The sequence below is a fragment of the Desulfosarcina widdelii genome (assembly GCF_009688965.1).
In the GTDB taxonomy this organism is placed as follows: Bacteria; Desulfobacterota; Desulfobacteria; order Desulfobacterales; family Desulfosarcinaceae; genus Desulfosarcina; species Desulfosarcina widdelii.
Window position 1 is genome coordinate 114367 of the sequence record NZ_AP021875.1, and the last position, 16863, is coordinate 131229.

The window sequence follows — 16863 nt, forward strand, 5'->3', positions numbered from 1 at the left end:
GACTTTATCATAGCCAAAATGAAAAATCTAGATTTTTTACAATTATTTCAATGATTTATAGATATATCTATATTAACAATAATTTCTATATGTTAAGCGGCGTAGCCGTCCGGGAAAATGCCCCGTGAACGGTTACGTATCTTTGATGCTCGAAAAAATTGCAGATGAAAAAAATCAGTATGTACGTGAAGGAATTATCAAGGACAACAAACCACTAACTCCTGTTGATATATCTGAAGTCCCATATAAATTGCCAAAATCATGGGCATGGGTAAGGATACGGACCATATGTCATGATCTTGGCCAAAAAAAGCCAGATAAAATATTTACCTATATCGATGTAACATCAATAAATAAAGAGAAAGGTATAATAGAAAATAAAAATAATGTTTTAAGTCCAGATGATGCCCCTTCACGAGCCAGAAAAATTGCAAAAAATGGTACGGTTCTTTATTCTACGGTGCGTCCTTATCTTCTAAATATAGCAATTATAGATGAGAACCTTGATCCTGAACCTATTGTTAGTACGGCATTCTCGGTACTGCATCCTCATTCAGGTATATGTAACCGTTATATTTTTTATTATTTGAGGAGTAAGCCTTTTATTGAATATGTAGAAAATGCAATGACTGGAATGGCATATCCTGCTATAAACGATGCTAAAATGAACCTCGGATATGTTCCTCTTCCACCTACCAACGAGCAAAAGCGTATCGTTACTAAAATAGATGAGTTATTGGCTCTTTGCGATGATCTGGAAACAAGAAAAAAGCAAGCCAATCATACCTGCATAAAGGTCAACAATGCATCCATTAACAAGCTGATATCAGCATCGACCCCAGATAAAATACAAAAACAGTGGAACCGTATCCACACGAATTTCAACTTGCTGTACAGCAAACCTGAAAATATCGATAAACTACGACAGGCTATTTTGAAATTAGCGGTGCAAGGAAAACTGGTGCCCAAAGATCCCAATGATGAGCCTGCATCGGTTCTGTTAGAAAAGGTAAGAACAGAACAAAAACGAAAAATTAAGGAATCTAAACTAAGAGAAACTAAACCAATTAAACCCATAACTCCAGATGATATTCCAACATCTATACCAAGTGGGTGGGGTTGTGAGCGTTTTGGTAACATAGCTCTTATCAGTGGAGGAGTTACGAAAGGTAGAAAATTAGCTGGTAGGAAAACAGGCTATTACCCCTATTTGAGAGTGGCCAATGTTCAAAGATGGCACCTTGATTTAAATGAGGTAAAGGAAATTGAAATACCTGTTGATGAACTTGATAAATACAAACTGGAAAACGATGATATTCTAATCACTGAAGGTGGCGACTGGGATAAAGTTGGTCGGGCTGCGGTGTGGGAAGGTCAAATAGAAACCTGTTTGCATCAAAACCATATATTTAAAGCCCGTCTTTCCTGCGATGAAATTGAAAAGAAATGGCTATTGTTGTTTATTAATTCTCCAGTTGGGCGTGAATATTTTGAAAATTCTTCAAAACAGACCACAAACTTAGCGTCAATAAACATGACACAGCTTAAACATTGCCCTGTCTATATTCCTCCTGTGAATGAACAAATAAGGATTATAAATAAAGTCGATGAACTATTGTCGTTGTGTGATGACCTCGAAAGACAATTGAATGAGGGAGAGTCTTGTAGAAATCGATTAATCGGCGTTTTTGTTAGTCACTTATTAGCGGCTTAATGTATGTTCACGATAACCGCTCCATTAAATAAATAACACTTATTTTAAAGGAGTTAAAATGATTGAGGAAGCGAGAATAACTTTCTATGAAATAGAAAGATGTGGGTACTATAGATATAACCATGATGAACCAGAGTTCGGATCTGTTTTGGATGTTATGTCCCAATTACATGACTGGGTAAAACAAGATGATTGTGTTTTGGGTGAAACTTGTACTTATAAAGTTGAAGAAGGAGAATCAGTTTATCATACATACTGTTTCGATTTGGTAAAGGGTAACCCAACAAATGATTTCCTGTTAACTACATGGAATGAGGTTCCCTCTGTTAATGGACAAATTGCCGCTGTAAATGCAACTGAGCATGTAGGTGCAGCTACGGTTAACCTAAGTGAAATAGCCGAAGGTCATATACCTGGATATGCAACATATTTCTGGATTATACCAGAAAGAAAGATTTTTGCCACTATATGCTTTCATAATGCATTAAATGGTCATCAAAATTTCAAAAAATATATGAAAGAATATATAGCAAAGTTTACTAGTTATGTTGTGGCTGAAGAAGATGAAGATCAAACGAATATAATTGGTTATGCACAGAATCCAGGTGAACAAGCTCAAAATTATCTACCAAGCTTTAATTCACGTTTATTCCGTCTTCCAAGCAAACTTGAATATCTAAGAAATAACCATCAATTCATAAAAAAGATAATCAGAAAAAATAAGTTGAATCCTGACGTTCAAGAGAATCTGTCATTTTGGGAATGGATGTTAAGGAACATTGGTATTGCTGATCCCGAACCGCTTGAGAATGAAATACGAATAAGGTATGAGTTCAATCGTACACCGTCTATAGAAGAGCTTAATACCATTATTCACCAGTATTATGAAGATCATGATTCAAAATGGGATGATGTTGGATTCCATCTTGAAGGTGAGGATGCGCCGATTTGGTTAAGTCATTCAGTTGCTAAGAACAAGTTTGATCTTGATATTGAAAAGGACAATGCTGAAATCATAAATGCTAATTCGCTTCTCGCAGCTATTTGTCAGAACCGTCAAAACATACTCAATCTTGTAAACAATTAAAAAATGTTAAAATCAAATATTATAAAATTTTTATTAACGATTATATCTGGAATAGGATTTTTTTATTACGGTAAAAATATTCCTTTTTCCGAACAGTGGATACTATATGAAGCTCTTAGAAATACGTCAGCAATTATCTTTGGTGTGATGGGTGCATGGCTTGCAATATTGTACCCTTCTGGACTTTTGAATATCTTTGGTAAAAAAGAAAATATGCCAGACACTAACACCTCCAAAAATGTTAAAAAGTTTTTCCCGCCAATTGTGTATTCAACTCTGATATTAAGTTATGTTTTAATGGCCGGAGTTATCGCTCCATTACTAAAGACAATTCCCATTTTAATGAATTACAAAGATATTTTAAGAGGTTTGTCTTATTCAATTATTGGCATGCTTACTTTAGTACAATTATGGGCATTGATTCTAACTTTAGTACCCAGCTATATTTTACATCGTAAACTTGATCATCATGAATCAAAAGAAGCTCAAAGAAAAAGAATGTTTTCTAAGACTCAGAAAAAAAGAAAAGGATAAAAATATTTTTTTTAAATTTATGCATTAGCGGGTCATTATTTCAATAATGAAAATTGATTATCATTTAATGCTTTTGTGGGGCGGTACATATTGACGGATATGAAAAGTTTGAACTCAATATAATCTGTTCAAAATATATTGGGTTCAGCTGTGATTCCGGTTGTAAATAACTGAATTGTGGTTTCAAATCTACACCGAAACTCAATAGAAAATCGTTTCATCGGCTAAAAACAGCCAAAAATTGTGCAAAATACATATAAAAACAGTTGTTTATAACAAATTTAACTCTTTACACAAAAATTTGAAAATGATATAATACTGAAATAACAACGTAATATTAATTTTTAACCTGAATTAGAAAGCCGTCACGTGCAATTTGTGCGTGGCGGTTTTCAGGTTCTTAGGGACAATGAAAAGGAGGCTGCATGGGAGAACCTGCGGTGGTAGTTCAATTGCCAGTGAAAAGACCAGTTCGGAAAAGAAGGAAAAAGCCTCCTCAGAATATCGATGGCATCAAGTATTTCACAGAGAACCAGATCAAGCTGATTCGTAAAACCGTTCGTGATAAAGCTAATCTGGATCATGCCAAGGCCAATGTCACCGGTATACGTGAATGGATGGCAATCGATCTGATAACATCGACTGGTTTGAGAGTGGCTGAGGCTTCAGACCTTTGCTGCGGTGACATTAGATGTGGATACGGTCAAAGCGAGATTTATGTTCGTGACGGCAAAGGCGGTAAAGCACGAACGGTTCAAATACCGGCCAGCCTTAAGAAGCACCTTAGCCACTTTCTGAAATGGAAGGAAGAACGTGGAGAAGGTGTTTCATATGACGATCACCTTTTCATTGGTCAGCGTGGGCCATGGACAACTCAGGCAGTGCAGCAACTTGTGAAGAAGCATCTGAAGGTCTTGGGGCTGTATGAGTCCGGGAAATCAGTACATGCATTGCGACATTCATACGCTGTGCAGTTGTATCGTCAAAAAAGGGATCTAAGGGCCGTACAAAAGCAGCTGGGCCATGCTTCAATCCAAACAACGCAGATCTATGCCGATGTGACATCGGAAGATATTCAAGATCAAATTAAAGGAATCTGGTGAATAATGAATCGGCGATTGGTTATAAAGAAAATGATTACAACAGCGGTAAGTTTTACCATCGGTATGCCACTTGTTTTAGAATTTATATTTTTCGTTAGCCACTGTGATGAAAATAAAAAGAATCTATCATTCGTAGCAATCATCGAAAAAACAATAGATCACCTTTATATAAAAGATGGTTTCGTTGATCTGGTTACGCTTTCTACGGAATTATTACAAAATGGACAACTTGAAATGATCGGTGGAATGGAAAATCTACTTTTCATAATTGATCGCTATAATCTCTACGATAGACTAAACTAAACGTCATCAGATAGAAGTAATCTTTGCAATGCCGCTCTGGACTATTCCAGGCGGCTTTTGTTTTTTTTATGTGCCGATAAAGGAGAAAGCCATGTGGAACGAACCATCGAAACAAGACTTGCAGAAAATTGGAATACCGAAATTGTACGATGATGAAGAAACCCCGCTAAAAGATAAACTGATATACGGTCACTTCTTCATCGGTGCATGTGACTGGTTCATTGCCGAATGGGACGGTGGCGATTTGTTCTTTGGATATGCGAACCTGGGTGATGATCAATGCGCCGAGTGGGGTTACATATCATTCAGTGAACTTAAATCGTTAAACATTAATGGTTTTGAAATTGAGTATGATGCGCATTGGAAAATTCGACCTGCCAAAGAAGTCTCTAAAATCATTTTTCGATAATAAATCTCTACTACAGATAGGAATGTTATAAATGGATAAAGGTTTCCGATTTGGAAATAGAAAGTCGTATCTTGTTTTAGATAAACTCGGTAACGGTTTTGAGGGAACGGTGTACGCCGTATATAGTAAGAAGGAGTTGAAGGCAGCCAAGATAACTATCATTGGTGAAGAGACCATCTACCAGTGTTCCAGTTATAGCCGTAGTGAGTTCGACCTACGGCGAAGCCACCCATTTAAACCGTTACCGGCAAAATGGTATTCGTGTGCCGACGATGACCTCAAGAATGAGGTGATAGACGTATTGAAGCTGCTGAAACAGCAGCATGCGTTGCATTCGCAAATACAGCGGAAAAAAATACCGTGGCTAATACCGCCCTTGCAGGATTATGGATTGCTCCTTCTGCCATCGGACGATGGGTTGACGCCGGCTACTTGGGAAATATATCCGCTTGTGCAGGGGCAAACGCTCAAGCGCCTGCTCGACAACCTGAACGATGTGATCCTGATGCAGTCCTTCCTTAACACTGGTCGGATAAGAGCTGGAATAGATGCTAAGGCGGCCTACAGCAGATTGGCTGACATGGTTATCCAGCAACTTACCCATGGTATAGAGATTTTATACAAGCATGGGTTCGCTATCGCCGAGATCGACCTACACCCAAGCAACCTGCTATTCGGTGCAGTGGACGGTGGGGCCAATAGGGTTTACCTCATAGACAACCGATTATGTGCTGAGGGATGTGGGTGTAATAAAGACGAATTGCTCAACGAAATAGAAATGGTCGGAGGCCATATTCGTGATTGGCATAAAAAAGGAATGATATACAGTGCGTATTATAATAGTCTGATTGACGATATCTGAGAAAGTACTCAAATGAGTAGACCACCTAAAGAAAAACCGGGTATTTTGATTAGATTGTTAACCATAATACCCGGTTTTTTATTATTTTTTTAAAGAGTTTCTACAATCTGGGTAATTCTTTGATGGACCCTCTTGGTCCGTGTTCGGTCAAGAATTAAATCCCATGTCCAGAGTGGTATCAATCTTGCTTTTGATACTATTTCAACCGCCGTGTCCCCGGTAGTTATTTTTGTTTTTCCGGTTTTTAGAGAAATCAAGATGCCGTTCTTGATACTATCAATACCCTTTAGCTTTACGCTTTTCATCATTTGTAAATCACTAAATAATTTTGTTTTTAGCTCATCCAAATTAATTTTTTTGTTGATTGTTTTTTTGTGTGCCATAAATCCTCCTTTTAAATTGGTATATAAGTTGATGTTGATGAAGATAAACAGATATGTTTCTTATATTATCATTTGTCCTACGGCTTTTGGTTACGCCATTTTAACCTCCATTTTCAGTGGGTTAACTGAATGTAGCTCATAATGTTTCAATCGCTCTTTAATCTTTTTCCATACAACCTAAACGTAGTATCGGCATTTAATTTATTACCTTTAGGTGTCTGTATAGACCTTCCCTTGTCAGATATAAGCAGGGTGGAGGTTTTATATGGATTTCAATGCATTAAAGAAGCGATTTGGGATCAGACTCAAAAAACTGCGACTTGATAGAGGCTTGAGGCAGGAGGATCTTGAAAAGTGGGGATTTTCATATCGACACTACGGACGGCTTGAAAGAGGCCTTGTTAATCCGACACTTGAGACCATGGTTAAGCTTTGCCAGGTATTTGAAATCACACTTCCTGAAATGTTTAAATTCTTGGATTCAAAACAGTCGCCGACTGAGGATCAAGAGGCTGTATTGTTAAGTTTAAACAGGATCCTTCAGGACGGCAATGAAGATAAAATCCGGAAACTAAAAATTTTCTTACAAGAAATCCTGTAATGGATGAATCAGTTTCTCACCGCTGGAGCATCCATCCGTATTGCCCTTCCAGCTAACTGCTGTCCCCACAGCCCCCATTATCCATCACTTTGAGTTATAAGTGGCAAAATGTCTGAGCCTTCTATGATGGCCCTATCCAAGAGTTGACTCTTTATTATGTTAAAAATTGTTTCTGATATACTAACATATTGACAATTCTATTAATATTTGAAATTCTTCATTTATTTCTCCTTCTAAATAAATCCTAAAAAAGCGGTATTGTAATATGGCACTGACTAAACACGATATCGTTGATCAGATCCAGAACCAACTCGGTATCCCGAGAAATGTGTCCGCTGACGTTACCGAAACCCTCCTTGAGATCATCAAGGCTACACTGGCATCAGGTGAGGACGTCTTGGTCAGCGGGTTCGGCAAGTTCTGTGTGAAGGACAAACAGGAGCGGAAAGGCCGTAATCCAGCTACTGGTGAGGATATGATGCTGAAGCCGAGGCAGGTGGTGACGTTCAAATGCTCTGGATTGCTGAGGAACAAGGTAAATGGCAAATAAGTTTACAATTACTAAAAACACAAAACGATCCCCGTTAAAGGCTTTACCGCTTCATACGGCTGGACAATCTATAGACGAAGAAATCCACAGAATACAAACCGTTGAGATTGGCAGCTACTTTGCTGGAGCGGCGTGTATGGTGTTCATTGCCTGCTTTGAGTGGTACAAATGGGTGACATCAGCGCCACCATCTCCGGTATCGATTAGTATCGGAGCAGCCGTAGTTGTTTCATACTGCGTTTACAAGATTATAAAGTTTCGGAAAGAGGTGAAAACGCTGCGGTTAGCACGGGATGGTGAGAGAGCGGTTGGGGAATACTTGGATTCCTTCAGACAGCAAGGCTATAGAGTCCTTCATGACTTGGTGGGAGGCGATTTCAATATTGATCACATTATAATCGGGAAAACTGGTATTTATACAATAGAAACAAAGACCATCAGCAAATATGTCCGGGGTACTCAAAAGATTAATTATGATGGAGAAGAATTATCCATCAATGGAATGAAACCAGACAGGAATCCCATAATTCAGGCGAAAGCACAAGCAGGCTGGGTAAAAGAGTTCGTCCGAGATTTTCTGAAGAAAAATGTTCCCATCCAGCCTGTGGTTGTATTCCCTGGCTGGTTCGTTGAAGGGAATCAAAAATCGGAGGTTTGGGTACTTGAACCGAAGGCTCTAAAAGGTTTCATCAGCCGCAGAGATGAAGTTATGGATGAAAAAGATGTCTCGATTATCGCAAATTACCTTACCAGACATCTAAGAACCCGTGAAGAATACTATAGGAAGAATTGATGCCAGAGAATCGTCAAAAGACGAAGATCACCTGACAAACCTTATAGACTTAATTTATGTGGTTTGACAGACGTGAATGATGTTATATGCCATCGTGTTAATTCATGAATGATCTCAATTAGTCTTTAATTTGACCTCTCACAATAAGCTACGCACACGCACCCACCGTAGCTAATTTACCTGCCATATTATTCGATTATAGAATTGTTTCGCAGCGAATTAATGTGTAAATTGGGCCTGTATCATTGATATCAAATTGAGGTGTAATAAACGTTATGACGGGAACTATTCTTCTATCCATTCTTTCGGGGGTTTCATTTGCGGGAGCAGGCCTTGGATACAAGATGGCAGAACGCTGGCGGTGCCGATCATCAGTATTCATACTTGTTTTTGCGATAACCGGTGGAGCTTTTGCAGGGGTTAAGGCTTTTTCCGAAACGACGGTATGGCTTGAACCAAAGTTATGGATACTGGGGATAGCCATGGGACTTTTATTTGATCTGGCTATTTATTTTATCATGCAGGCCAACCGTCTTGGACCAGCATCGGTGAGTTGGACAGTATTGAATCTGGGATTATTGGTGCCGATTTTTATTTCGCCGTTCATTGTTGATGAAAAAGTGCTCTGGTTGGACCCGATTATTGTAGTGCTGTTTATTTTAATGTTATTGATGTTTGCCCGTGGCATGAAAAATACTGGTGAGGTAATACAGGGAGGTCATAAACTGCATATCCTGATGTTGTTAGGGATATTTTTTGCTCAAGGTTTGTTTCTGCTGGGCAATAAAATCAAGTACGCTTTATTCAACGATGCAAATACGGCTGCGCTGACATTTATTGTATATATGAGTGGAGCGGTGGCGGTATTGCTCTTTATCTATACTACTAAAAAACGGGTCACCTTTTTGGGAAGTGAGTTGAAGGCCGGGGCTATAACGGGCATTTGTAACAGCCTTGGGGTTATTCTGCTATTAAGCGCAATGAGCCTACCATCAACGATAGTATTTCCCTTGAGCGCATCTATCGCATTGTTAGGAGGCGTATTTTTAACTTGTTTGATATATGGGGAAAGACTAGACCGAATGAAAACGACAGGCGTGATGTTGGGATTAACGGCATTAATATTAGCTGTTTTTCGGGAAAACTTGGTAAGCTTTTTAACCGGGAATTGAGGAGGTAAAGTTTATAGAGTAATGTTTGTGGTATGTATAAACCACCAAATGCCAAATAAAGTTAATGCAGCCAACGTAAAAAGTCGAGGGCCGGTCTACAGCATTCGTACTCACCAGGACTAAGTAGCCTGCTTAAAATCGGAAGTTTGGGTGATACAGTTATCGCCAAATCATCAACAGAAAAATGGTTTCTGAAAAGCTACGATGCCATACTGTCAAGCGAAGGCTCGGCACTCATTCCAGTTTTAACGGACTATCTTAAAAAAGATGAATCAGACATTTGAACCTTCCATAGACAATGCCCTTCCAGCCACCCGCTGTAACCACATAGCGCACTGTTCCGGTCCGCCAGCTATCCATGGCTGTGTTGAGTGAATCTTGGTAAATAGATCTTTGTGCTGGATATCACCTGCCAGAAAAATTAATGCGAAATGCACCCGACGCATGATCAATTGGAACAACCGGTGGCTGTCCATTGCTTTTTCAATTTCAGCCGGAATCTTTTGTAATCCATTCCATGGTCCAATATACCGCCGCAGATACTCTTTCACCAGATCAATGAGACTCCTATCGTTCCCCTCAAGCATCGGATATATATAGAATTTCAGCATATCGACGGCTTCCACTCGTGTGCTGTCGTCCTTGATAAAGGCTTGCCAGCATGACCTTTTAAGTAGCGTAGACTCGAACTGTAGCTGGCTCAGTGGCAGAATGTTGCTAAGCATAGGGAACTCCTTTACCTCGCAGGAACGCTGAACCATCCAAACGATGGACGGTTGGCCCTTCAATAGCTGGTACTCACGGCTATTAAAGCCATGAACAACAGCGGCTTCCGTTAACCGGCAGGCCACGATGTCTGGATTGATTCCTATGAGCGGTTCCTTGCATTCGCATGAATTTTCAATGTCCTCGTCGGCCATGCAGGTTCGGCAGTAGGCAGCAGATCGGTAAATGCTCTGCATCAGGTTCCGTGTCTCTTGGAGCAGGACGGCTATCTCGATGCAGGCCTGCGGTTGTACAGTGTGGCCGGCGTCCTCAGCCAAATTTATCTGTTTGGCTAACTCATCGATGGAATCGTATTCTGGGAAAACGAGTTGGTTCTGTGATTCAACGACGGGATGTACTGTACGTTCATTTTTTGTGAATAAATCCATGTTGTCCTCCATGCCGGTTTAAAACGTTGATTTTTTTATTTATTAAACTGGCAAAAGGGAGGCTGACATTCGTAACATCAATAAATATTATGGATTAAATCAATATTGACATTTTTTATTAAACTTTTTTGGTACAGAAACCGATATTGAATTAAAAATAACCTTTAGATTTACAGTAGGAGTTATCAATGCTGGAAGATATCTATAAACCAACGGTTTCTTTTAAGAAAAACTTAGTTTTCTTTCTGGTCATTTTTGTATCATCGATGATCACAGGTTGTGGTAAAGATGCTTCTGATCATCGGAGCGAACTTATAGAATCCATAGAAAATAAGTTTGAGAATGTATATCACTGTGATGATATAGAATCATATAAGATAGATAAAAATGAGCAAGTTATTTATCCTGAAATGTCTTTCAGAGACAAAGGTAATAATAAAATAATAATTTCACATAATTCATTAAAAAATAATAGTAAGAAAATTGTTTTTAATGGAAAAAGTTATAATATTTCAAAGTCATCATTTTTATTTTGGGAAAAAATAGAAATATTTCCTTCATCCTATGATCAAAGTGATTTTCAATATTTTAAATGTAATAATCAAGGTTGCAGACTGATTGATCCAAATAATGATCACACGTCATCAGTTAATTTCTTTGCAACTCTTCTCATTGGTGCTGTGTTTGGTTTTGATGCTGGTGACGGTGCTGCAGGTGAGCTAATTACAAAATATGAAATGAGGATCTTAATTCCTGATGATATTAAAGCCATAACCATGCAAGTTAATTTAGGCAACCACGTCTAAAATCAAAAATTATAATTCTCAGGAGAAAATATGGCTAAATTTAGTATTGTTTATAAAATAATATCCAAAAAAGATCAACGGAATATGCATATAGATGCTCTTGATAAAAATGATTCCGTTGCGAAATCAAAAATGAAATTATCTCAACTATACGGTAACGACTATAAAATAATAAGTTCGGCTAAAATTGGCAATTAAATAGAATCAGTATTTATGAGGGCAACAATGGATAAAAAAGTATTTATGCTAAGATTACCAGCAGTGATCATTTTAATTACTTTTTGTTCGATATTTTTAATGTCATGCGATAACAGCACTTTAAACAAACAACAAAAAATAGATAATTGGACTCAAAAACCTGCATTTAAAACGCTTTCTTCAGATGAGCATAATCAGTTTTTTGTTAGAAAGTTAGCCAATAAATGGATGACGCATTGGAAAAAATGTATCAGAAATAATAATTTTATTTGGGGAATACTTTTCTCTTCCTTATATCTATCAGCCTTTTTTTATGCAACGCCTGTTGTTTTTTTAGGTGATTTAATTACTTTAAACATTGGTGCTGCAATTGGCTCTGTAATCGATGGAGTTGGTGGTTTAATACATGCTTTATTTGCATTATTTAGACTATTTATATAATGTAGTTTTAGGAAATAAATATTATTAGACAGATTTTTGTGGATCAAAGGATATTAGTTTGAAATATATATGCAAATATTGTGGAAACAAGACACAAAATTCAATGTATGCGCAATCAAACTGCGTGCAAAGCCCATTCAAAACACATTTGCTAATTACTGATTCTGGTAAATACGTTTGTAAATATTGCGGAATAAAAAATACTAATTCATTTTTTGTTAGAGGGTTATGTTCCAATCGGGTAAATGAGCATCATGAAATAATAAATGATATTAACTTTTATCTTTGCAAATACTGTGGCATAAAAGGGAATGATCCAATTTTTATTAGGCATAATTGTTCTAAAAGTCCACATGGTAAGCATGAATTAGTCGATCAATAATTCACAAAAAATAGCGTGATAAACGATTCGATTATTTTTTCTATATAGTTAATTAATGAGGAGGATATATGTCAATTGATAACATTCATCTAAATAACTATATAAAAAAAATAAGTTTTATATTTCTTATCGTTTTACCAGTTTTGATATTAACAGGATGTGGAAGCAATAATATTCCCTTGGAAGAACGTATAAGAAACGACTATGTAAAAAATCATAGATTAGACAGATATTACGAGCTGCATGAAAGGTATGATGGAGTAAAAGTTGTACTTTGGCTGAATAGTGAGGAAGATCGCTCATGGTTTCTAAATTTTCCAGTTTGGGCCTTTTTCTCAATTATGCCTGATTTGCCGGAAGTTTTAGCGGGAGGTGGTGTTATTGGTATTATCTATTTTGTTGCTTGGTGGATTGGCGTTACATTGACAGGTGGAGGTATATTAGCAGTCCTTGCATGGTTAGGTGCTATGGCTGGTGGTATTCCGGGTATTCCTCCAGCGATGGTAGGAATTGTATTTTTATGTTCGATGTTTGTAATACTGGTAAATATATTCGGAATGGTTTTTTAGAATGACTTTGAACGGAGGTAGCCGGATAGTAAAGACCTATTTCATCGCTCTTGCATTAACATTTAGTATGATATTCAATGCATCAAGTACAGCTCATTGCAGTATCTTCAGCAATGCAAAAAAGCAAATTACAAAAAAACTGAAATCAGTAAAAAAGGGTACTGGTGTCGGTAAGACGACCGGCGGGTCAAGCGTAGTATTGGCCAACAGGCTTGGAATAGCAGCAAGAAAAGGATGGGCAGCACATCATGTCATTCCGGTACAATTGAAAAACCACAGAGCTTTAAAAAAAATCGGAATGGATATGGATGAAATAGCTAACGGCATAGCCCTGCCTACAAAACCTGGCTTGGATCCAAAATTGCCTTTGCACCGAGGCAGCCATCCATCGTATACTGCCGCAATAGCTCAGGAACTAGATCAAATACCGGTTGATGCATCTGTTAGTGAAACCAAACGGATGGTAAGCAAAATACAAAAAAAATATAGACAAAAATTAGAATCAGGAACACCATTGCATGATAAATATGGAGCTTCAGATCCATGGTATTAAAAAATAGAATAGAAGATTTTATAGAGATAATTGGTTCTATTGATTGGTTTTGTAGAATTGGAAGCAATTACATTTTCGATAACAAAAATTTGAAATACGCAAATAGCAAAAAAAACGCTCAATCATGTTGGATATCAGAATCATTTGAAGAAGCAAGTTCAGTTGCCTGGGAGGCCTTCAGACAAGTTATCGTTACAGAAAAAAAGAAATTAAAATATTGGGAAAAAAGTTTTAATAAATGCCATGAAAAGCTTATTAAAACATTAAGCACTTCAGAAAGTGCGTTAAAATTAATTAGTAGTCTTAATCAAGATGTTGATGAGTTCGCATCGAAACTGCCCTTTTTAGGTGCAGTTGGTGAAATAATTGTATCAGATTTAAAGCCAGAATATGATTTTTTTACTACACAAATACCTTTGTATATTGAAGGTGTTTGGGTTTGTGGTTGGGAAGGAAAACTAAACTCCGAAAAGTTCGTGTATCCAAAAAAAAATTTCATTATTTATTAACTAACGTTTGGTTAAATGAAATACCACGTGGCGAAGAAACCCTCCAAGTCTATTGCAGAATACCCCCAAGATTGTCCAACAATGTGCATGCCTCTGTAGCCACAGGCAAGATCAAGCATGTTGCGGTATTTGGTACGAAGCTGAAATGGCGTAGAGGGGATGTGACATCTATCAGTCTGTCAACTAATCTTGATGAATAGCAATGCAACGGCTTTATGGCCCCCATTTACGGTCATTTCATCGTAAGTTCGCCTAAATATGGCTCAAGCAACCGTATTTGTTCCGCTTTCTGGCCAATTCTAAGCCGATTCTCCCGTATTTCGGTCGTTTGCGTATATCATGGCATGCGTTAACGGTGAAAATGCCACATTGCAGGTGTCGCACCCGAGATTGGTAATATCGGTAATTCACCAGACACGATAGCAACCAAGCCGTACACAATTTCAAGTTAGGAGCTATAGCATACCTGCCAAAAATTAGATAAAACGGCAGTCAATATTCACGGCATCGCAAGAATATAGTCCAACAATAGTTTTGTTCCGTTTTCTGACTAACCATGAGACCGTTCTCCTGCATTTCGGCTGCTTACACGTATGATGGCATGCGTTCATCGTGATAATGGCGTATTGCAGGTGTCACGCTGGAGAAGGGTAAGATCGACTTTTTGTGGTTCTATGATCACTTTTTAACCACAATCAAACTTTATTAAAATTCTGCCAATCGTCAATATGGTAATGCTATCCATGTACCAACAGATAGGAGTGGTGAACAAAGGGTTAGAAGCAATTCAGCCAGATTCAATCTGCACAACTATATAGCCATAAGAGTTAAGATATCAATTCTTATAGCTTAGGTTTACGGTGTTGCCGCTTGCGGCGTACTGGAGCTATAGATACCATGTCATGCTGTCGTACCGCCGGAGGCGGTAGTGGTGCATGTGATGATACATACCGTGTTACGCTGATAGTGTCAGATATAGCCTTAAATGTTAGTTGTCTGTATGTGAACCTATGTACGAGTGTATTTAACAAATTCAGCTTTCTTCTCCTTACTGACGATCGGTTTAATCTCGAAAGTGGGTGTCTCGAACCCAGAACGTTCACCAGCCATGGTGATTAACTTTTGAGGTATAATATCGCCTGTAATTAGTCCATCGTGCTCATTCTTATAAACAGGGATGCCGTCTTCACTGCACAATATGGTTAAGTGGTGGATAAAAGCAGCCTCTTGGCCTTGTAGCATGAACGCAGACAACGCACGCTTACAAGATGCTATGTGTTTGGGTTTTCTTAGCTCTTTGTTTCCTTTCAACCTGTCTATCAATATTGGCTTGCTGTTTGGTGATTCCCGTAAGCCTTTCTCTTTGAACTTCATGCCGCAGGCGTTTTTCCAGTGTTTTAGTCCACTGTGCCTGTATATGTAGCGTTTATCATTGCAATAGTAGAGATATGTACCCCATTGATTTGTTGCCTTGATCAAGGGCTTGAAGTGTTCATGGAGAGCTCTTAGATGCCTATTAATCCTTAGTATTTCGTAATCGTTCTCCTTGCTTATTAGTTTGTAAATTTTGCCTTTTTTATTCCAAAGAAATGTGCCCATTATTAATGAGTAGAACACTCTTTTCCACTTACTCTCTGACAGCCCCACAGATTCAGCCAGGTCTTCCCTGTTAACTGTACCGTTTACGTAATTATAAAGCCATGGGCATTTTATTCCACTATACTCTAACTCATGGTGAAAAATGTATGCTTGACTTGATTTTACATCATAGTTGTAGAGGCCATTTATACCCGCCATACAGAGGTTTTTAAAAACTTTTGATGCACTTTGAAAGCCACCGTTTCTTTCGGATAATCTTCCACCTTTTTGGATTGTGTAGGCCGCTTTGTACGTGTAGACCGGATCGTTACCGTCTGCATCGCTTAGCAATACCGGGAACTGGGCAAGGATAGTGCTTTGTGCTTTCCGGCAGTTGTTTAGCCGGCCCCTGGCTTTAGATAGCTTTTTTTGGGCTTCCTTGTGCTTAACCGAGTCCTCCCCACTGGTACGCTTAGCCTCATCAAATTCACTTTGGCAGTGTTTCATTTTGCGTTCGAGGGCATTGACGAATGTACCAGCCTTCTTGGGCCTGAAAGGAAAGGGTTGCAGCGCCTTTATGCTGCGACGTATTAAAGTCGGGGTATTAAAATCATCGCCATGTTTGTTGACATACCTGAACCTGCTAATGACCGGAGACCGCCACCGCTGACCAGTCATCAAATTGACCATCGGAGATCTTTTACCAGACCCTGTGCGCTTTAACCATAAATCACGCCAACGCTGATTTACATTTTCATAGGGCAATTTGACGACTGCTCTGTAGAGGTCTCCTACAAGCCTGAACTCCCGGGACTTACCTCTTTGGATGCTTTCAGGCTTAATTTCAATGACATTGGCATCCTTTAACTTGTGTACCTTGAAACCCCGACCAAGTTCACGTTTGATGAGCCCGCTGTAGATTGGTATAAACGGTCCATCTTGATCGCTGTGTTTATCCACTATGAGCATTGATGCGCATACGTGAGCGACAAAGCGATAGTACAAACCCTGGTCAGAGTCCGGTACATTGCTTAGCTTGGCATCCACTGTATCTTTCAGAAAGCGGTACAAAGCATCGGTAGTGCGGTACTTTTTCTGAAAGCGCCCTCGTCCGTAGTAGCTTTTTTTTCCGTTTTTACCCATATAATGATCTTTCCACGAT

General features: G+C 38.6%; 20 protein-coding genes. 17 read left to right on the forward strand and 3 right to left on the reverse strand.

All coding sequences use genetic code 11. The features are described 5' to 3' along the window. Positions 1 to 124 precede the first annotated feature (124 nt). The 7 genes from GN111_RS00555 (at position 125) to GN111_RS00585 (ending at position 6012) form a co-directional block, all read left to right on the forward strand. Positions 125 to 1714 carry a restriction endonuclease subunit S gene (locus GN111_RS00555; protein ID WP_155301879.1) on the forward strand — a complete coding sequence of 530 codons (1590 nt, stop codon included), beginning with the start codon at positions 125 to 127 and terminating at the stop codon, positions 1712 to 1714. 58 nt (positions 1715 to 1772) lie between these two features. Beyond that, the gene (locus GN111_RS00560) at positions 1773 to 2801 is read left to right on the forward strand and encodes a death domain-containing protein (protein ID WP_155301880.1); all 1029 of its coding nucleotides are present in this window, start codon (positions 1773 to 1775) and stop codon (positions 2799 to 2801) included. Positions 2802 to 2804: 3 nt separating this feature from the next. Next, positions 2805 to 3335 (forward strand): hypothetical protein, encoded by a 531-nt coding sequence (locus GN111_RS00565; protein ID WP_155301881.1) that lies wholly within the window; start codon positions 2805 to 2807, stop codon positions 3333 to 3335. Between the two features lie 425 nt (positions 3336 to 3760). Continuing rightward, positions 3761 to 4438: a tyrosine-type recombinase/integrase gene (locus GN111_RS00570; RefSeq protein WP_155301882.1), complete on the forward strand. Its 678-nt coding sequence runs from the start codon at positions 3761 to 3763 to the stop codon at positions 4436 to 4438. A gap of 3 nt (positions 4439 to 4441) precedes the next feature. Next, the gene (locus tag GN111_RS00575; RefSeq protein WP_155301883.1) at positions 4442 to 4741 is read left to right on the forward strand and encodes a hypothetical protein; all 300 of its coding nucleotides are present in this window, start codon (positions 4442 to 4444) and stop codon (positions 4739 to 4741) included. A gap of 91 nt (positions 4742 to 4832) precedes the next feature. Next, complete coding sequence (locus GN111_RS00580) at positions 4833 to 5150, forward strand: DUF2958 domain-containing protein (RefSeq protein ID WP_155301884.1); 318 nt, start codon at positions 4833 to 4835, stop codon at positions 5148 to 5150. Positions 5151 to 5181: 31 nt separating this feature from the next. After that, a complete protein-coding gene (locus GN111_RS00585; RefSeq protein ID WP_155301885.1) occupies positions 5182 to 6012 on the forward strand; it encodes a hypothetical protein in 831 nt (276 codons plus the stop codon). A gap of 89 nt (positions 6013 to 6101) precedes the next feature. Here the strand turns inward: GN111_RS00585 and GN111_RS00590 are convergent, their stop codons facing one another. After that, the gene (locus tag GN111_RS00590; RefSeq protein WP_155301886.1) at positions 6102 to 6395 is read right to left on the reverse strand and encodes a hypothetical protein; all 294 of its coding nucleotides are present in this window, start codon (positions 6393 to 6395) and stop codon (positions 6102 to 6104) included. Between the two features lie 265 nt (positions 6396 to 6660). Between GN111_RS00590 and GN111_RS00595 the strand changes: the two genes are divergently transcribed. From GN111_RS00595 to GN111_RS00610, 4 genes are all read left to right on the forward strand, one after another. Beyond that, a complete protein-coding gene (locus GN111_RS00595) occupies positions 6661 to 6996 on the forward strand; it encodes a helix-turn-helix domain-containing protein (RefSeq protein ID WP_155301887.1) in 336 nt (111 codons plus the stop codon). A 265-nt stretch (positions 6997 to 7261) separates the two neighbouring features. After that, positions 7262 to 7546, forward strand: a complete 285-nt coding sequence (locus GN111_RS00600; RefSeq protein WP_155301888.1) for an integration host factor subunit alpha — start codon at positions 7262 to 7264, stop codon at positions 7544 to 7546. Beyond that, entirely contained in the window at positions 7536 to 8339 is an 804-nt protein-coding gene (locus tag GN111_RS00605) for a nuclease-related domain-containing protein (RefSeq protein WP_155301889.1), read from the forward strand. Before GN111_RS00600 ends, GN111_RS00605 begins: the two co-directional genes overlap by 11 nt. A gap of 275 nt (positions 8340 to 8614) precedes the next feature. Then, positions 8615 to 9511 carry a hypothetical protein gene (locus GN111_RS00610; protein WP_155301890.1) on the forward strand — a complete coding sequence of 299 codons (897 nt, stop codon included), beginning with the start codon at positions 8615 to 8617 and terminating at the stop codon, positions 9509 to 9511. Between the two features lie 272 nt (positions 9512 to 9783). On the opposite strand, the gene GN111_RS00615 is transcribed toward GN111_RS00610, so the two are convergent. After that, complete coding sequence (locus GN111_RS00615; protein WP_155301891.1) at positions 9784 to 10665, reverse strand: hypothetical protein; 882 nt, start codon at positions 10663 to 10665, stop codon at positions 9784 to 9786. Between the two features lie 188 nt (positions 10666 to 10853). On the opposite strand from GN111_RS00615, the gene GN111_RS00620 reads away from it, so the two are divergent. The 6 genes from GN111_RS00620 (at position 10854) to GN111_RS00645 (ending at position 14123) form a co-directional block, all read left to right on the forward strand. Next, positions 10854 to 11471, forward strand: a complete 618-nt coding sequence (locus GN111_RS00620) for a hypothetical protein (RefSeq protein ID WP_155301892.1) — start codon at positions 10854 to 10856, stop codon at positions 11469 to 11471. 30 nt (positions 11472 to 11501) lie between these two features. Further along, positions 11502 to 11669 carry a hypothetical protein gene (locus tag GN111_RS00625; RefSeq protein WP_155301893.1) on the forward strand — a complete coding sequence of 56 codons (168 nt, stop codon included), beginning with the start codon at positions 11502 to 11504 and terminating at the stop codon, positions 11667 to 11669. Between the two features lie 27 nt (positions 11670 to 11696). Beyond that, positions 11697 to 12110, forward strand: coding sequence for a hypothetical protein (locus GN111_RS00630; protein ID WP_155301894.1), 414 nt, complete (start codon positions 11697 to 11699; stop codon positions 12108 to 12110). Positions 12111 to 12560: 450 nt separating this feature from the next. After that, positions 12561 to 13061 carry a hypothetical protein gene (locus GN111_RS00635; RefSeq protein WP_155301895.1) on the forward strand — a complete coding sequence of 167 codons (501 nt, stop codon included), beginning with the start codon at positions 12561 to 12563 and terminating at the stop codon, positions 13059 to 13061. A gap of 1 nt (position 13062) precedes the next feature. Then, positions 13063 to 13614 (forward strand): AHH domain-containing protein, encoded by a 552-nt coding sequence (locus tag GN111_RS00640; RefSeq protein WP_155301896.1) that lies wholly within the window; start codon positions 13063 to 13065, stop codon positions 13612 to 13614. After that, a complete protein-coding gene (locus GN111_RS00645) occupies positions 13605 to 14123 on the forward strand; it encodes a hypothetical protein (RefSeq protein WP_155301897.1) in 519 nt (172 codons plus the stop codon). The genes GN111_RS00640 and GN111_RS00645 overlap by 10 nt, the downstream gene beginning before the upstream one ends. Before the next feature lie 1008 nt (positions 14124 to 15131). On the opposite strand, the gene GN111_RS00650 is transcribed toward GN111_RS00645, so the two are convergent. Further along, positions 15132 to 16844, reverse strand: a complete 1713-nt coding sequence (locus GN111_RS00650; RefSeq protein WP_155301898.1) for a hypothetical protein — start codon at positions 16842 to 16844, stop codon at positions 15132 to 15134. Between the last annotated feature and the right edge of the window lie 19 nt (positions 16845 to 16863).

Excerpts from the sequence above, each read along its gene's own strand:
- GN111_RS00560 (WP_155301880.1), top strand. The coding sequence starts at position 1,773 with ATGATTGAGGAAGCGAGAATAACTTTCTATGAAATAGAAAGATGTGGG.
- GN111_RS00565 (WP_155301881.1), top strand. The coding sequence starts at position 2,805 with ATGTTAAAATCAAATATTATAAAATTTTTATTAACGATTATATCTGGA.
- GN111_RS00570 (WP_155301882.1), top strand. The coding sequence starts at position 3,761 with ATGGGAGAACCTGCGGTGGTAGTTCAATTGCCAGTGAAAAGACCAGTT.
- GN111_RS00575 (WP_155301883.1), top strand. The coding sequence starts at position 4,442 with ATGAATCGGCGATTGGTTATAAAGAAAATGATTACAACAGCGGTAAGT.
- GN111_RS00580 (WP_155301884.1), top strand. The coding sequence starts at position 4,833 with ATGTGGAACGAACCATCGAAACAAGACTTGCAGAAAATTGGAATACCG.
- GN111_RS00585 (WP_155301885.1), top strand. The coding sequence starts at position 5,182 with ATGGATAAAGGTTTCCGATTTGGAAATAGAAAGTCGTATCTTGTTTTA.
- GN111_RS00590 (WP_155301886.1), bottom strand. The coding sequence starts at position 6,395 with ATGGCACACAAAAAAACAATCAACAAAAAAATTAATTTGGATGAGCTA.
- GN111_RS00595 (WP_155301887.1), top strand. The coding sequence starts at position 6,661 with ATGGATTTCAATGCATTAAAGAAGCGATTTGGGATCAGACTCAAAAAA.
- GN111_RS00600 (WP_155301888.1), top strand. The coding sequence starts at position 7,262 with ATGGCACTGACTAAACACGATATCGTTGATCAGATCCAGAACCAACTC.
- GN111_RS00605 (WP_155301889.1), top strand. The coding sequence starts at position 7,536 with ATGGCAAATAAGTTTACAATTACTAAAAACACAAAACGATCCCCGTTA.
- GN111_RS00610 (WP_155301890.1), top strand. The coding sequence starts at position 8,615 with ATGACGGGAACTATTCTTCTATCCATTCTTTCGGGGGTTTCATTTGCG.
- GN111_RS00615 (WP_155301891.1), bottom strand. The coding sequence starts at position 10,665 with ATGGATTTATTCACAAAAAATGAACGTACAGTACATCCCGTCGTTGAA.
- GN111_RS00620 (WP_155301892.1), top strand. The coding sequence starts at position 10,854 with ATGCTGGAAGATATCTATAAACCAACGGTTTCTTTTAAGAAAAACTTA.
- GN111_RS00625 (WP_155301893.1), top strand. The coding sequence starts at position 11,502 with ATGGCTAAATTTAGTATTGTTTATAAAATAATATCCAAAAAAGATCAA.
- GN111_RS00630 (WP_155301894.1), top strand. The coding sequence starts at position 11,697 with ATGGATAAAAAAGTATTTATGCTAAGATTACCAGCAGTGATCATTTTA.
- GN111_RS00635 (WP_155301895.1), top strand. The coding sequence starts at position 12,561 with ATGTCAATTGATAACATTCATCTAAATAACTATATAAAAAAAATAAGT.
- GN111_RS00640 (WP_155301896.1), top strand. The coding sequence starts at position 13,063 with ATGACTTTGAACGGAGGTAGCCGGATAGTAAAGACCTATTTCATCGCT.
- GN111_RS00645 (WP_155301897.1), top strand. The coding sequence starts at position 13,605 with ATGGTATTAAAAAATAGAATAGAAGATTTTATAGAGATAATTGGTTCT.
- GN111_RS00650 (WP_155301898.1), bottom strand. The coding sequence starts at position 16,844 with ATGGGTAAAAACGGAAAAAAAAGCTACTACGGACGAGGGCGCTTTCAG.